Below are 16,138 nucleotides of genomic sequence, written 5' to 3'. Positions count from 1 at the left end.
TGGTTATCAGCTGTAAAATTAAAGTTAGGAATAAAAATGCAATGTAAAACAGATTCAAAAAAAAATCCCATTTTCAGTAGCACTGAAAATGAGATTTTAGATTAGAGTATAGTGTTATTTTAAAGAATACTAGTTTGTTTTAAATTTCCAAACCTGACCAACAGTTTCTCCTCCTTTGTTGTCTTTTACCACTACTTTCCAGTAATATTGTTTAGCAGGTTCTATTGTGACAGTGGTAGAAATTGCAGCCGCATTTTCACTTACTTTTTCAGTTGGCGGATTGGATGTTCCAAAATAAACATCATACGTAAGAGCGTCAGAAGTGTCAACATCAGAAGCACTCCATTTTAATAAAGTGGTTGTTCCGTCTAAAGCTATATTTAATACAGGCGCAACTAATTCAGGCGAAAAAGGCAAATGATTAACCACAGCCTCTCCGGTAGTATAAAGTTTAAAAGTCGCTGAATAAGCGCTTGCCAAACCTTTGCTGTCTGTTGCTTTTATTCTCCAATAATAAGCAGTATTTTTTTCTAAAGCTACAGAAGTACTGTTGGTTTTAATTTCAGCTGTTTTTACAATTTGAGAGAAAACATTGTCTTTTGCCACCTCAATTTTGTAGGTAATAATATCCTTGTTTGCATCTGTAGATACATTCCATTGAAAAGCAACAGTATTGTCTACACATAATTTATTGTCAACCGGAAGTGTTAAAGTTGGTGTGCTAGGAGCAACATTTACTTCTTCAACAGGCGGTGAATCTTCTCCTCCGCCACATGAAATTAGTGAAAGTCCAATAATTGAGAGGTATATAAAATTCTTCATCTTTATTTTTTTATGATTTTAATATATTCTGGCTTTTCTAAATAGATTTTGGCTGCATAAATCCCTGAAGGCTGATTTTCAAGAGTTAATTTTGCTGTTCCGTTTTCGATAACATAATTTTTGCTCGAAATTAATTGCCCGCCAAAATTGTAAAGTTCTATTACAACTTCATTTTTATTAGTTGGAACTTCGATTTCAAAAAATCCAGTAGTTGGATTTGGGTGTGCAGAAAGAATTGTTCCTAAAATCTCTGCCGTTTGAACCTTCTTAGAATAAATTCCTTCACAGGCTTTTGCTGTTGCTACTTCAATTAATCCACCTTCTTTAAGTTCTATTGAGAAATTAGAGTTGCTAGTTTGAAACTGTTCTGTTCCGTCAATAGAAACTGTAAATGGCGCTGTGCCTTCAGTAATTTCGATATCTACTTTTTTAGAAGTTATGCTAGACTTTCCAGTAGTAGTGGCAGCTTTTACAATTGTAAAATTGAAGTTTTGCTCAAAGTTTTCATCAGGAATAGTAACTGAAATAGTATAATTTCCCGGAGCTAAGCTTGCAACTTTTAAACTGTTGTTAGTGAAAGGATATGTTTTTCCACTAATAATGGCCTCATAAACATAGGTTGCTTGTGCTGTTATATTAATTTCTCCATTGTTTTCCCCTAAACATGATTCTCCCTTTGTCTCTACAGTAAAATTATCGTTAGGTAATACAAGAGTAGATCCACAATTGGTATTATAAGTGGCCGTGGCATCTTTTTTACTGGCCATTTTTTCGTTAGCAAAAGTGATATCATCAACCTGGATGCAAGTTAAATTAGGATTGTTTCTAAAGTCTATAGAATAATCATTGTCTAATCCTTCGAAATTAACATTATTTCCATTCTTAATGTTTAGACTTACTAGATTGTTTGAACTGCAATTGATGTATTCTAATTTTTTATTTTTTGAAACATTTAGAGTTGTTAATTTGTTTTCCTTACAATATAATGTCCATAAATTTGAATTACTTGACAGATCTAAAACGGTCAATTGATTTCCGCTACATGAAAAGTGAGACATATAGGTGTTTTTAGACACATTAATTGAAGTTAGTAAATTGTTGTCACAACCAAATTGTGATAATGAGGTTTGGTTTGAAACGTCTAAAGTTTTAAATTGATTGCCTTCGCAAAAAAGATACATTATAGATTTATTGTTTGACAGATCTAAATTTTCAAGCAAGCTATTAGCGCAATTTAAGTAGTTTAAATTTGGATTTGCTTTTAAATTTAAGCTGGTTAGTTTGTTGGTATGAGCATATAAATAATTAAATTTTGGATTTTTAGAAAAATCTAATGATGTCAATTTATTTTCCTGGCAATTAACAGTTAAAAGCTCTGTATTTTTAGAAAAATCTATTTGTGTAAAATAATTGTTTGAACAGTCTATTTTCGTTAGTAAAATGTTTTTAGATAAATTAATCTTACTTAAACGATTATAACCACAACTTAATTCTGTTAAAGCAACATTGCCAGAAAGATCGAGTTCGGTTAATTGATTGTTCGAAACATATAGTTTTTCTAAAGCTTTAAAATCTTGTATTCCTGTTAAATCCTGAATGGTAGATTCATTTGAGCCTTGAGGTAAATAAAGATTTACTTCTTTTAAAGAAGAAATACTTGATGTCAAAACACCCCCATTAGCACCATCTTTGTCTATTCCAAGTTGAATTAATTTGCTTTCAAAAATAGCATCCGGAATTAATGTAAAACTATTATCGTCACAAACTAAAGCATAAGAAATGGTTGTTTCTTTTAAATTTGGCCAGTTCGTGTCTGAAAAATCTTTGTCATCAACCTGAATACAAGTTAGTTTAGGGTTGTTTTTAAAGTTACCGCCAGTGAAATTTAGATTATTTCCATTTTTCAAATTCAAACTAAATAAGTTATTTGTTGAACAGTCTACCTGCACTAATGCCGTATTTTTTGAAAGATCTAAGTTTAGTAACTGATTTGACGTAGCATTCAATGACGTTAGTGCAACATTTTTAGTCAAATCAACAGCTTTTAAATTATTTGAAGAAAAATCCAATTGTTTTAATGCAACAAATCCTTCGATTCCGGTTAAGTTTGAGATCGAACTTGAAGATATATCTAAAGTTGTTACTGTAGCAATGCTTGAGGTTAATACTTTTCCGTTTTTGCCATCAACATCAATTCCTAAATCAATTAATTTATTTTCAAAATTGGAGTCGGGAATTGCTACAAAAGCATTACAAATTGTATTATAATTTGCAGTAGCATCTTTTAAACCTGACCAGTTTGTATTCGAATAATCTTCATTATCTACCTGAATACATTTTAAATTTGTGTTGTTTGTAAATAAAGAAGTGTTTTTGTTTAGTAAAGTATTTTTACCATTTTTTAAATCTAAACTTACTAGTTTATTGTTCGAAGTATTTACAGAAGTTAAGGCACTATTTTTAGAAAGATCTAAAAATAATAATTGATTGTCTTTACAGTTTAAAGTTTGCAGACTTGCAAAATCCTGAATTCCTGTTAGATCAGCAATAGTACTATTTGAAACATCTAGTGTTTTTATTGTGGCAATGCTCGAAGTTAAAACCTGACCATTTTTACCATCAATATCAATTTTTAAAGCGATTAATTTATCTTCAAAATTGGAATCGGGGATAACAGTGTAAGGCCTGCAATCTTCAGAAAATTTTGTCCAGATTTCTTTCTTATCGCTCCATTTTGTGTCTGCATTGACTTTATTGTCTACTAAAACACAAGCTAAACTTAGATCGTTTAGTAAGTTAATATCTAATGCACTATTGTTCCCGTTTTTTAAGTTAAGATCATATAATAACTTGTTAGAGGCAAGTTTTGCATAAGTTAATTTTGTATTAAATGACAAATCTAAACTTTCGATTTTAGTTCCTTCCAAATACAAATAAATTAAAGCTGCATTTTTAGATAGGTCAAGATTTTTTAAAGGGTTATTACTCCCATCAAATGATTCTAATTTTAAATTATGGGATAAATCTATATCGGCTAATTCATTGTACTCTAGAGATAGTCGGTTAAGTAATACGTTATTAGATACGTCTATTTTAGTTAAATCATTAAAATGTGCAGTCAGTATAACTAATTTTGTGTTTTGAGTAACGTCTAAGTTTTTTAATCTGTTAGAAAGACAGTCTATTGTTAGAAGTTCTTTGTTGTTAGAAACGTCCAGTTGTGTCAACTCATTGTTATAACATGCCAGACCGGTCAATAAAGTATTCTTAGATATGTTTAAATTGTTTATTTTATTTCCATAACACTCAAGTGTTTTTAAGTTTGGCTGTTGGCTCAAATCCAGCGTAACTAAACTATTATTGGCAGTTCTTACTATTTCTAGTTTGTTGTTTTTAGAAAGATTTAATTCTGTTAATTTATTATTATTACAGATTAAATTTTTTAATAAAACGTTATTAGAAATGTCTATTGAAGTTAGTTGATTAATTCCGAAATTTAAATCTGTTAATAATACGTTGTCGGAGACATCTAGGCTAGTTATTTTGTTATTATAACAATTAAATTCAACCAATTCCTTATTGTCTGCTATAGAAATAGAAGTTATTTGGTTACCATCAAAGTTTAATGTTTTAAGTTTTAAATTTTTAGAAACATCTAAAGTAGTAAGTTTATTACTTCTGCAAATTAAGCTTTCTAGCTCCAGATTATTAGAAACGTCCAGAGTTGTCAATGTGTTTAAACTACAATCTAGTTTTTTAAGCATTAAATTTTTGGAAACATTTAAAGATGTAAGACTACCTGTATTCCCTCTAAAAGTCAAGTTTTCAAGTGCAGTAAAGCCTTCAATTCCGGTTAAATCATTAATGTTCCATTGATAGTATGAAAGATCAAATGATTTTACTGTCGAAATCGCGCTTGTAAGCACTTTTCCGTTAATACCGTCTTTGTCATAACCCAGATAACCCAGATAGCTTTCAAACTCTGCATCCGGAATACTTGTATATTGCTCAGGTACTTCTGCAATATCTACAACAGAAACATTGTCAACTAAAATTTCAGAGTTTAGAGCTCCGTTTGCTGTAACATCAATTTCTATATTTTCAGATACGGTTGATGTATATTCGAATTCAATTTTTCTCCACTCTGATGTTGAAAAAGTAACATCTGATTTTTTAGCAATTTCTTCTTTAAAAGTACCAGGTTTATGATAAACACTCAAGTCAAGTGAGGAAAATGTTCCTAAGACAGCTTTGTGATATAAAGTTACACGATAGGTTTTATTTGCCTCAACAGCAAAATATTCACTATTAATGTAAGTAAATGTACCAGTGGCAATCATCATATTTGTACTCGATGATCCGTTTTGGGCAGTTGTACTTTGTGAAATATAACCACTAAAAAAACCATACCAATTGTCTGGCTGTGATGATGAAGTCCAGTTTTCAAAATTACCATTTGGCACCAAATTAGTCTGGGCCATTGTAGTTAAAGAAAGCAGCAATAAAAAAGAAAGTAGTTTTGTTTTCATAGATAAGGTTTATGATTCGGTCGCGCAAGTGTACGAATTTTGTGTTAACTTTCCTTACGGGAAGACGTAAAGGAGCTGTTTTTTATTAATTATTTAATTTTGAGGAAGTGATAAAGAAAAAAAACTATTGATATTTCGTAAGAAATGACTTAATTCTTTGTAGTAAAGAGTTTTATGCTTAGTTTGTATTTCTTAAATCATAACTAAAAAATCATAACACAGTGTTAATCGTTAGTATTATGTAACAAAAAATCATAATTTAGGCCCATATTTTAACTTTTATCATAATTACATATGAGTCATATAAAACCAAATAGCTTATCTGCTTTTGCATTACTTGTTTTAGCAGGTTGTAGTGTAACCCTACAAGCACAAGTTTCAACTCCTAAAGCAGCGATTAGCGCTCCTTTGGCTATTGTAAAAAAAGCTCCGGTTACCGAAAATGAATTAAAGAGATGGAGTCATCTTGATCTGGCAAAAGATACCATTGCGGGAATGAGTGTTGATAAGGCTTATGCCGAATTACTACAAGGAAAAACAGGTGTAAAAGTAATCGTTGGTATTGTTGATTCAGGTGTTGATATAGAACACGAAGATTTGAAAGGAATGATCTGGACCAATACTAAAGAAATCCCAGGAAACGGAATCGATGATGATAAAAATGGATTTATTGATGATGTTCACGGATGGAATTTCCTTGGTAATGCAGTTCATGAAAATCTTGAAATGACACGTGTTGTTAAAAAGGGAGATGATGGTTCTGCACAATATAAAAATGCTTTGGCGCAATATACGGAGCGATATGAGAAAGCTTTAAAAGATAAAAAACAAGTAGACTTTTTGTTAGACGTTCACAATACTATAAAAAAGGAATTAAATAAAACGACTTACAAACTGGAAGATTTAAGTACGATCACTTCTACTAACCAAAAAGTTTTGCAAAGTAAAGATATTATGACTCAAATTTTTACAAATGCAGGCCCAACTTTTGATCCGGAAGCAGAATTGGAAGACTATAGAAAACAAGTTTACGATGAATTAGATTATAATTTAAATAAAGAATTTGACGGAAGAAAAATCGTAGGCGATAATCCGGAAGATATTAAAGACAATCATTACGGAAATAATGTTGTTTTTGGCCCGGATAAAGAAGAAGCACTTCACGGAACGCACGTAGCCGGAATTATTGCGCAAGTTCGTGGTAATAATTTAGGTGGAGACGGAATTATTAATAACGTTGAAATTTTGACGGTAAGAGCGGTGCCTGATGGAGATGAATACGATAAAGATATCGCATTGGCAATTCGTTATGCAGTAGATAATGGGGCAAAAGTGATTAACGGAAGTTTCGGAAAAAGTTTTTCTCCGCACAAACAATGGGTTTATGATGCATTAAAATACGCCAAGAAAAAAGATGTCTTAATTGTACATGCGGCCGGAAATGACGGATACAATATTGATGAGACAAAAAACATTAATTATCCAAATGATTCTGAAGACAACGTAAAAGAGTTTACAGATAACGTGATTACAATTGGTGCGATTAATAAAGCATATGGAGAAACTGTAATTGCTCCATTTTCAAACTTCGGAAAAATTAACGTAGACGTTTTTGCTCCTGGTGAAGAAATTTATGCAACGGTTCCAAATAATAAATACAAGTATTTGCAAGGAACATCAATGGCATCACCAAATGCTGCGGGAGTTGCGGCCTTAATTCGTTCTTATTATCCAAAATTGAAAGCTTCTCAGGTAAAACAAATTTTGATGGACTCCGGAGTTGCACTTCCTGCAAAAGTAGTTTTGGGCGAAAATCCTAATCCAGATGCAGCGCCAGTAGCAGTTTCATCAGTTGAATCATCAAAAACAGCTAAAATGGTAAACGCTTATAATGCGCTGTTAATGGCTGAAAAAATGGCGAAGAAATAAAAATATAAAATACTAATCACGATGGAAGAGTGGCAACTCTTCCATTTTTATTAAAATAATGATGCGAAAAATTATACTATTATCCTTTCTGAGTTTTGGTTTAAACTCTGCATTTGCACAAAATACTCCCTATTGGCAACAACATGTCGATTACAAAATGGAGGTATCTATGGATGTCAAAAACTATCTGTACAAAGGGAAACAAGAATTGGTTTATACCAATAATTCTCCTGATACTCTAAGAAAGGTATTTTATCATTTATATCCAAATGCCTTTCAGCCAGGAAGTGAAATGGATGCACGTCTGCATTCTATAAAAGATCCGGATGGAAGAATGGTAACTAAAGTAAAAGGTGCCGATGGAAAAGAGGTAAAACAAAGTAGAATAGAAACGCTGAAACCAAATGAAATTGGATTTTTAAAAATTACAAATTTCAAACAAGACGGTGCAACAGCTCAAACCAGGACTTCGGGAACTATTCTTGAAGTGACTTTGGCTAAGCCAATTTTGCCAAACTCTAAAACGACTTTTACCTTAGATTTTGATGGACAAGTGCCAGTTCAAATTCGTCGTTCTGGACGAAATAATACTGAAGGAGTTGCCCTTTCAATGTCACAATGGTATCCAAAATTAGCCGAATTTGATTTCGAAGGATGGCACGCAGATCCTTACATCGCAAGAGAGTTTCACGGTGTTTGGGGGAATTTTGATGTAAAAATTACAATTGATAAAGACTATACAATTGGAGGTTCTGGATATTTACAAGATAAAAACCAAATTGGTCACGGGTATCAGGACGCTGGTGTAACAGTTGTTTATCCAAAAAAAGCAAAAACATTAACATGGCATTTTATCGCACCAAATGTTCATGATTTTACTTGGGCTGCTGATAAAGCCTATACACACGATATTGTAAAAGGACCAAACGATGTTGATTTACACTTCTTCTACAAAAATGATCCAAAAACAACTGAAAATTGGAAACAGTTAGAGCCTTTGATGGTAAAAGTAATGGATTATTACAACCATAAAGTTGGACCATATCCATACAAACAATATTCATTTATTCAGGGTGGAGATGGTGGAATGGAGTACGCAATGTGTACTTTGATGTTAGGAAGCGGAAAATTGGAAGGAATTTTAGGTACAGCAACGCATGAACTAGGACACTCTTGGTTCCAGCATATTTTGGCTTCAAATGAATCAAAGCACCCATGGATGGACGAGGGTTTTACAACTTACATCGAAGACAGTGCTTTGAATGAATTAAAAGGAGATAAAAAAGAAGTAAATCCGTTTAAAGGAGCTTATGGAGCTTATTATCAGTTAGTAAATTCTGGAAAAGAACAACCACAAACCACTCATGGTGATCGTTACGACGAAAACAGACCTTATAGTATTTCATCTTATGTAAAAGGATGTATCTTTTTATCACAATTGAGTTATGTAATTGGACAAGAGAATTTAGATGCAACTTTAAAAAGATATTATAATGATTTCAAATTCAAACATCCTACGCCAAATGATATCAAAAGATCTGCTGAAAGAGTTTCCGGAGCTGAATTGGATTGGTATTTAATTGACTGGGCTGAAACAGCAAATACAATTGATTATGGAATCAAAGACGTAGCAGATAACGCAGGAAAAACAACTGTAACACTAGAAAGAATTGGAAGAATGCCAATGCCAATCGATTTAACTATTGAGTATACAGATGGGACTACTGAAAGTTTCTACATTCCGTTAAGAATGATGAATTTCATTAAACCAAATCCAAATCCAAATGTAAAAAGAACTGTTTTGGAGGATTGGGCGTGGGCGCAATCCAACTACAGTTTTACAATCGATAAAAACAAAACTGCAATCAAAAAGATCACGGTTGATCCAAGCGGGTTAATGGCTGATATAAAAGCTGCAAACAATGTTTTTGAAGTGAAATAAATCAAAAATCTATTTTATAAAAAAAGCCCTTAAAAATTATTTTAAGGGCTTTTTCTTTTTTCAAATTTTATCTAAAATTGATGTTATACTGTTTTTATTTCAGTAACTGCCTGCGGTTGCGTTTTCTTAAAAGGAAATAACTTTAGGTAACTGGCAGATCTCCACAGCCATTCGACAGGACCGTAATTGTATTTTGAGAGCCACCATTTACTGATGAATAATTGGATGATAAAAACAAAAACAGCCAATGAAAAGTAAAACCAGTATGGCATTGTATCGGCTATTCCTAAACCAATTCCCGAGAAAATAAAAGCAGCCAGAATATTTTGAGTAATATAATTCGTAAGCGTCATTTTCCCTCCGGCACTAAAATAACTGAAAACTGTTTTTAGTTTTCCATTGATGTAGAGTAAGCAGATTCCCGTTGCAATAAAAATCATCGTACTTAAAACTAACCAGTACAATGGATGAAATATTTTAAGAGGAGCCAGCTTATATAAAATCATTAAATTGAAACCAACACCAATAAAAATGGCCGTACCTAAACTAATCCAAAGCGTCTTTTCTAGTAACTTTTTCTGTTCGTTTAAATGGTTAAAGAAATCTAATTTTTGAAGCAGAAATCCAAAAAGCATACAAGCAAACATTACAATATGTGCCGTAATAGCATAGCCCGGAATAATGATTTGTTCGTAAAAAGAAGCCAGTAAATTGAATTTAAAAAAGTCCAGCCAGTTTCCGGAATGGTATAATTTTAAATATTCCGGATTTGTGGTAATTTCAGGATGTTCGACGGTAAAGCCATTCACAAATGCCATAATAAAAGGAGTCGTAACAACAAGAACGGCACAAATAATGCTTAATGTTTTTGCTGAACTCTTGTAAAATAACAGCATCACAAGTCCTAGAAAGGCATAGTCTTTTAGAATGTCGCCCAGCCAAAAGGAAGAATTTATAAAAGCCAAAAGGAAAAGTAAAATCATTCGCCAGGCAAAAAAAGTAACAGGATTTTTTCCTTTAGCCGCTACATTATTAATTAAAATGGCGAAACCATAGCCAAATAAAAGCGTTAGTAAAGTCCAGGATTTTGCTGCGAAAAAATAACGGTTGAAATAAAATAGTATATCTGATATGATACTATTGTTGATTTTGTGCTCTACACCTATGTGTAAAAAATCAGAATAATTGCCAATGGCAACACCTAAAATGGCCCAGCCGCGAAGAATGTCGACAATAGCAGTTCGTTTGCTTTGCTCGACAGGATGATAAGAATTTGTCATTTGATTAACATTTTGTTTGTGATTGATTGATGATTTTAGATAAAATTTGAAATTATTCTAACGCAACCAAAAGTATGAAAATTATGTAACCAATACCTTTTGTCTAAAAATATATTCGTAAAAGAAAAGCGTGTTAATCAAAAAGAATTTCTTTCAGATTAGCACGCTTTAAATTATTTAGAATTTTAGCTTAACTCAAATGCTCCAGCATATCTTTAGTCATGGTTTCAAGATCAAAAGTATGTTTCCAGTCCCAATCTTTTCTAGCCTCAGCATCATCGATACTTGCCGGCCAGCTGTCTGCAATTTTTTGACGGAAATCTGGATTGTAAGTAATCTCAAATTCCGGAATATGTTTTTTGATTTCAGCAGCAATTTCCGTTGGCGTAAAGCTCATTGCAGCTAAATTATAGGATGAATGTATTTTGATTTTTTCTGCTGGCGCTTTCATAATGCTGATGGTGGCATCAATGGCATCATCCATATACATCATTGGCATTTTGGTTTCAGATGATAAAAAGCATTCGTATTTTTTATCGGCTATAGCCTTATAAAAAATATCAACGGCATAATCTGTAGTTCCACCACCCGGAGGCGTCGACCAGCTAATTAAGCCTGGATAACGGATGCTTCGAACATCAACTCCATAAATATTATGGTAGTATTCGCACCATCTTTCACCTGCTTGTTTACTAATTCCGTAAACTGTTGAAGGCTCCATAACAGTATATTGTGGAGTGTTTTCTTTTGGAGTTGTTGGTCCAAAAACAGCAATACTCGATGGCCAGAAGATCTTTTTTATTTTTTTTGCTTTCGCCAAATTTAAAACGTGAAATAAGGAGTTCATATTCAAATCCCAGGCAAATGCAGGATTTTTTTCGGCTGTAGCCGATAAAAGTGCCGCCATCAAATAAATATCAGTAATTTGATGTACTTCTACAAGATGCTCAATTTGGTTAAAATCTAAAGCATTGACCACTTCAAAAGGTCCTGAATTAACAACATCAGTATTTAATTTTCGGATATCAGAAGCAATTACATTTTCTGTTCCGTATAACTTACGTAATTTCTGGGTTAATTCTGTCCCAATTTGACCGCAAGCGCCAATAATCAAGATTTTTGGATTCATTTTTTTGTAGTTTTTTTAGTTAAGCAAATATAACGTTTTCGCAATTACGCAAGCTTTTTAGAATCATAAATTATAGATTCAATAATGAAAAAGTTTGTTTGTTGGATAATTCTCTTTTCCAAGGGTGTGCCTTTGTGCCGGCACGGATGTGTCTGTGTGCCTTTAAAAAGGTTTTGTTAAAAATCATTTTCATGGAAAATAAAAGGTAAAAAGAAACCTTTTAAATGGTTATGGAGAGCGCTGTCGAAAGGGACAAAAAAATAAGCTTGTTTTATAGATTCTTTAGCAAAAAACAGAATTCGTAATTGTAAATTTACTTTGTAACTTTGTAGCTTAATGTTTTACCAAATGAAATATAAAATATCTCTTTTTTTGCTTTTGATTTTTGTGCTGAATTCATGTCAAAATGAAAATGAAAAACGCCTTGCTGAAAATCTAAAAGTGGCAAAAAAGAACGAAAAAATATTTAACAATATTAATAAGGCCTGGGTTTTTATAGACGAACCAATCAATGAAGTTTCAGAGAAAAATGTAAACTCCTGGAACGAATGGCGTGAGTTTCTAAAAGAACTGGGCGAAAAACCAAGAAAAACAATCGGCGCATTTCAGAAAAAGTCAACTGCTATTTCAAAAAAAGCAATGGCACTGAACAATAATATTCCTGCAGAATTCAATCTTCCTCAAATAAAAAGCCGAATTTCTATTTTGATTACCAAAGTCAAAATGCTGGATCTATTCATTCATTTGAGTGCGATTCCAGACGAGAAAGTAACTTTTCTAATAGGAGAAATCAACAAAGAATTGGTTTCATTAGAAAGACAAATGGATAAAATCGTTGAGAAAGCTAAAATTCCGAAAGAAGAAGGTGAAGAAGATTTCTTGAGAATGTTAGATACAACACGCGCAATTCCGAATTTACAACCTGCGCCGTTTATAGACAAAAATACGCCTAAAGTTGAGTAAAAACGCCCTATATACTACCTACGATAATCTGCCAAAAACAGAGCAGATTGCCAACCAATTACTAGAGCAAAATCAGGTAAAAATGCATCTTAGCGGTTTGTTGGGATCAGCAGTTTCATTTATTATTCGCGCTGTTTTCAAAAAAACTGAATTACCTTTTTTAATTATTTTAGACAATAAAGAAGAAGCTGCTTATTATTTGAACGATCTCGAACAAATGATCGGTGAGCAGGATGTTTTGTTTTATCCGGCTTCATTTCGTCGTCCGTATCAGGTTGATGAAACTGATAATGCCAATGTTTTGCTTCGTGCTGAGGTTTTAAACCGAATCAATTCCCGTAAAAAACCTGCCATAATTGTTACGTATCCGGAAGCACTTTTTGAGAAAGTGGTGACACGTCAACAATTAGATAAAAACACTTTAAAAGTTTCTTTGAACGATAAAATTTCGATCGATTTTATCAACGAAGTTTTATTTGAATACGAATTCAAAAGAGTTGATTTTATTACTGAACCGGGAGAGTTTTCTGTTCGTGGAGGAATTGTCGATGTGTTCTCTTTTTCGAACGATCATCCGTATAGAATTGAATTCTTCGGCAATGAAGTGGACAGTATCCGAAGTTTTGATGTTGAAACCCAATTATCGGTGGAAACGCATAAAAAAATCACGATTATCCCGAATGTCGAAAACAAGATATTTCAGGAAAACCGTGAAAGTTTCTTAGATTATATTGCAGAGAAAACCGTTCTTTTTATTCAAAATACCGACGGACTTTTTAGTCAGTTAGACAAACAATTCGCAAGAGCCGAAGAAACTTTTGAGAAACTTTCAGGCGAAATAAAACACGCCACTCCCGAACAATTATTCTTAAATCAGAGTTCGTTTATCAAACGTGCCTTAGATTTTTCGATAGTAGAATTGGCTTCAAAACCCATTTTCAAAACTACTAAAAAGGTTGAATTTCATTTTCAGCCACAGCCTTCTTTCAACAAACAATTTGATTTGCTGTTGAATAATCTGAGCGAAAATCATTTTAACGGATATAAAAATTATCTGTTTTGTTCAAATGAAACGCAGGCAAAACGTTTTCATGATATCTTCGAATCTTTGGATGAAGCGAATTCAGAGAATATCCGCAAGCAGTATCATACTATTGTATTGCCTTTGTACCAGGGTTTTATTGACGAAGAAAATCAAATTACGGCCTATACCGATCACCAGATTTTTGAGCGTTATCACAAATTCAACATCAAAAACGGTTATTCTAAAAAGCAGAATATTACGCTAAAAGAATTAACAGCGCTTTCTGTTGGCGATTATGTAACCCACATCGATCACGGAATCGGGAAGTTTGGTGGCTTGCAGAAAATTCAGGTGGAAGGCAAAACGCAGGAAGCCATAAAACTGGTTTATGCTGATAATGACATCGTTTATGTAAGCATTCACTCGCTTCATAAAATCTCCAAATACAACGGAAAAGACGGAACGCCTCCGAAAATCTATAAACTAGGATCGAACGCCTGGAAAATTTTAAAACAAAAAACCAAAGCGCGTGTCAAACATATTGCGTTCAACTTAATTCAGTTGTATGCCAAACGTCGATTGGAGAAAGGTTTTCAGTTTGCACCGGACAGTTATTTGCAAAACGAATTAGAAAGTTCGTTTATATATGAAGATACACCGGATCAAACCAAATCAACACAAGAAGTAAAAGCCGACATGGAAAGCGATCGCCCTATGGATCGTCTGGTCTGCGGTGATGTTGGTTTCGGTAAAACCGAGGTTGCCATTCGTGCTGCGTTTAAAGCAGTTGATAACAGCAAACAAGTTGCCGTTTTAGTGCCAACAACGATTTTAGCCTACCAGCATTACAGAACTTTTACAGAAAGATTAAAAGATATGCCCGTTTCTGTAGGTTACTTAAACCGATTCAGAACCGCAAAACAAAAAGCACAAACTTTAAAAGACTTAGCCGATGGAAAACTGGATATTGTCATCGGAACGCATCAATTAGTAAACAAAAATGTGGTTTTTAAAGACCTTGGTTTATTGATTGTCGATGAAGAACAAAAGTTTGGCGTAAACGTAAAAGACAAATTAAAAACGATTGCCGCGAATGTTGATACGCTAACATTAACCGCAACGCCAATTCCGAGAACGCTTCAGTTTTCATTAATGGCAGCGCGCGATTTATCTGTAATTACCACACCTCCGCCAAATCGTTATCCGATAGAAACCAATGTTGTTGGTTTTAATGAAGAGATTATTCGTGACGCCATTTCGTATGAAATTCAGCGAAACGGACAGGTTTTCTTCATCAATAACCGAATCGAAAATATAAAAGAAGTGGCCGGAATGATTCAGCGTTTGGTGCCAAACGCCAGAGTCGGAATTGGTCACGGTCAAATGGAAGGTGCCAAACTCGAAGAATTGATGTTAGGCTTCATGAACGGAGATTTTGATGTTTTGGTGGCAACCACAATCATCGAAAGTGGTTTGGATGTACCCAATGCCAACACGATTTTCATTAATAACGCCAATAATTTCGGATTGTCAGATCTGCACCAAATGCGAGGTAGAGTAGGGAGAAGCAACAAAAAAGCATTCTGTTATTTCATCTGTCCGCCGTATTCTTCTATGACCGAAGATGCCAGAAAACGTATTCAGGCTTTGGAGCAATTCAGTGAACTTGGAAGCGGTTTCAACATCGCCATGAAGGATCTTGAAATTCGTGGTGCCGGAGATTTATTGGGAGGAGAACAAAGTGGTTTCATCAACGAAATTGGTTTTGATACGTACCAAAAAATCATGAACGAAGCCATCGAAGAATTGAAGGAAAACGAGTTCAAAGATTTATATCCGGAAGAGAACGATATTGAAACGAAAGAATATGTAAAAGATTTACAAATCGATACCGATTTTGAGTTGTTGTTTTCTGATGAATATATTAATAATGTTACCGAGCGTTTGAGTTTATATAACGAATTGGGTTCTGTAAAAAATGAAGAAGAACTTGTTATTTTTCAGAACAAATTAATTGACCGTTTCGGACCAATGCCTCCACGCGCAAACGCCTTGATGAATAGCATTCGCATTAAATGGATTGCAACCAACATTGGAATCGAAAAACTCGTGATGAAAAAAGGTAAAATGATTGGTTATTTTGTCTCCGATCAACAGTCTGACTATTACCAGTCCTCAAAATTTAGAAAGGTTTTACAATTTGTGCAAAAATACAGTTCACTTTGTCAAATGAAAGAAAAACAAACGCCTAATGGTTTACGACTTTTATTGACTTTTGAGAATGTAAAATCGACTAAAAGAGCATTGGAATTGATGGAATTATTAGGGGAGTAATTTTATTTAGAAGCAGAAAGATTCTTTTTCAAAAGAAGATCAGTACCGCTATCCCTTTCAAACGAAGTTCACTGAACTCCAGTAAGAATAAGAATTAAGTGAAGTGATCTTTTGTGCTGAACCCCAGCATAAAAGGATTTCCAGTCCTATCGGGGCTAGATTAGACGTTTTGTAATTCTATTTACC

Annotated in this window: 8 protein-coding genes; 4 read left to right on the top strand and 4 right to left on the bottom strand. The window is 33.5% G+C overall.

The genetic code is table 11. The features are described from left to right. Nucleotides 1–129: 129 nt before the first annotated feature. Nucleotides 130–822, bottom strand: a complete 693-nt coding sequence (locus Q7C23_RS01125; RefSeq protein ID WP_375030795.1) for a hypothetical protein — start codon at nucleotides 820–822, stop codon at nucleotides 130–132. A gap of 2 nt (nucleotides 823–824) precedes the next feature. Beyond that, a complete protein-coding gene (locus Q7C23_RS01120) occupies nucleotides 825–5,351 on the bottom strand; it encodes a T9SS type A sorting domain-containing protein (protein WP_375030794.1) in 4,527 nt (1,508 codons plus the stop codon). Nucleotides 5,352–5,645: 294 nt separating this feature from the next. Between Q7C23_RS01120 and Q7C23_RS01115 the strand changes: the two genes are divergently transcribed. Together Q7C23_RS01115 and Q7C23_RS01110 are read left to right on the top strand one after the other, a co-directional pair. Beyond that, a complete protein-coding gene (locus Q7C23_RS01115) occupies nucleotides 5,646–7,280 on the top strand; it encodes a S8 family peptidase (protein ID WP_375030793.1) in 1,635 nt (544 codons plus the stop codon). 61 nt (nucleotides 7,281–7,341) lie between these two features. Continuing rightward, a complete protein-coding gene (locus Q7C23_RS01110; RefSeq protein ID WP_375031156.1) occupies nucleotides 7,342–9,222 on the top strand; it encodes a M1 family metallopeptidase in 1,881 nt (626 codons plus the stop codon). Between the two features lie 83 nt (nucleotides 9,223–9,305). Here the strand turns inward: Q7C23_RS01110 and Q7C23_RS01105 are convergent, their stop codons facing one another. Then, complete coding sequence (locus tag Q7C23_RS01105) at nucleotides 9,306–10,502, bottom strand: DUF418 domain-containing protein (protein ID WP_375030792.1); 1,197 nt, start codon at nucleotides 10,500–10,502, stop codon at nucleotides 9,306–9,308. 190 nt (nucleotides 10,503–10,692) lie between these two features. Then, nucleotides 10,693–11,631, bottom strand: a complete 939-nt coding sequence (locus Q7C23_RS01100; protein ID WP_375030791.1) for an L-threonine 3-dehydrogenase — start codon at nucleotides 11,629–11,631, stop codon at nucleotides 10,693–10,695. Nucleotides 11,632–11,979: 348 nt separating this feature from the next. Here Q7C23_RS01100 and Q7C23_RS01095 point away from each other — a divergent pair, with 348 nt between their 5' ends. Both Q7C23_RS01095 and mfd read left to right on the top strand, forming a co-directional pair. Next, complete coding sequence (locus Q7C23_RS01095; RefSeq protein ID WP_375030790.1) at nucleotides 11,980–12,594, top strand: hypothetical protein; 615 nt, start codon at nucleotides 11,980–11,982, stop codon at nucleotides 12,592–12,594. Continuing rightward, complete coding sequence (gene mfd / locus Q7C23_RS01090) at nucleotides 12,587–15,952, top strand: transcription-repair coupling factor (RefSeq protein WP_375030789.1); 3,366 nt, start codon at nucleotides 12,587–12,589, stop codon at nucleotides 15,950–15,952. The genes Q7C23_RS01095 and mfd overlap by 8 nt, the downstream gene beginning before the upstream one ends. Nucleotides 15,953–16,138: the final 186 nt, after the last annotated feature.

It is taken from the genome of Flavobacterium sp. LAR06 (genome assembly GCF_041946075.1).
Lineage (GTDB): Bacteria > Bacteroidota > Bacteroidia > Flavobacteriales > Flavobacteriaceae > Flavobacterium.
This window is presented reverse-complemented; position numbering and strand designations above follow the sequence as displayed.

Coding starts and splice junctions, on each gene's coding strand:
- Q7C23_RS01125 (WP_375030795.1), bottom strand. CDS start 822: ATGAAGAATTTTATATACCTCTCAATTATTGGACTTTCACTAATTTCA.
- Q7C23_RS01120 (WP_375030794.1), bottom strand. CDS start 5,351: ATGAAAACAAAACTACTTTCTTTTTTATTGCTGCTTTCTTTAACTACA.
- Q7C23_RS01110 (WP_375031156.1), top strand. CDS start 7,342: ATGCGAAAAATTATACTATTATCCTTTCTGAGTTTTGGTTTAAACTCT.
- Q7C23_RS01100 (WP_375030791.1), bottom strand. CDS start 11,631: ATGAATCCAAAAATCTTGATTATTGGCGCTTGCGGTCAAATTGGGACA.
- Q7C23_RS01115 (WP_375030793.1), top strand. CDS start 5,646: ATGAGTCATATAAAACCAAATAGCTTATCTGCTTTTGCATTACTTGTT.
- Q7C23_RS01095 (WP_375030790.1), top strand. CDS start 11,980: ATGAAATATAAAATATCTCTTTTTTTGCTTTTGATTTTTGTGCTGAAT.
- Q7C23_RS01105 (WP_375030792.1), bottom strand. CDS start 10,502: ATGACAAATTCTTATCATCCTGTCGAGCAAAGCAAACGAACTGCTATT.